The 598-nt window shown below is 68.7% G+C and carries 1 pseudogene; it reads right to left on the bottom strand.

Going from position 1 to position 598, the window contains the following annotated elements:
* A pseudogene (locus IE153_RS41300) lies at positions 1-536 on the bottom strand (ATP-binding protein); the annotation flags it as partial.
* Positions 537-598: the final 62 nt, after the last annotated feature.

The raw sequence follows: 598 nt of genomic DNA, 5'->3' as shown, positions 1-598 counted from the left end.
ACCTTCCGGCGACCCAGCCACAGCGCGCCCGCGTTGAACGCGATCAGCCCGAGCGACATCGACGCCGGGTAGGCGCCCCACGCCTGGTCCCAGCCGAGAGCCGAGATGCCAGCACCCGGCACCGCGTGAATCGCGTGAGCCTGAATCGCCCGAGTTTTCAACGTGGTCGGGTAGTTCTTCCGCGCGGCCTTGAGCTTGGTCTTCGCTTCCTCGCGGTGCGCGCGGGCCGCCTTGTCCGCTGTGCGAGCCGCCCGACGACCGGTTGAGAGCGGGTTCTTCGACGCCGCCCGCGCTGCCGCACGCTGCGACCGAGCCGACGCCGCCGTCGACCGCGCGCTGTTGTGGCCGCGCTGGGCATCCATGAGCGCCTTGAGGTTCTCCGGGGTCCGGAGCTTCGCCCGCTCGCCTTCCTCCGCGTCCCAGCGAGCAGCGAACGGAGCGAACATCGGCGCCATGCTGTCGAGCACCGTGTTGATCGTTCCGAGGGCCGACTTGGTCGGCTCCGTGATCTTCGTAGAGACTGCCTTCAGGTCCACGTCTGTCCTTTCGCGAGGTTCGTGGATCTAGGGCCGGATCGTCGCTCCAACGACGGTTCGGC

The organism is Streptomyces massasporeus (genome assembly GCF_014648995.1).
GTDB classification, from domain to species: Bacteria; Actinomycetota; Actinomycetes; order Streptomycetales; family Streptomycetaceae; genus Streptomyces; species Streptomyces massasporeus.
Note: the sequence above shows the minus strand (reverse complement) of the source record. Positions and strands in the feature narration are given on the sequence as shown.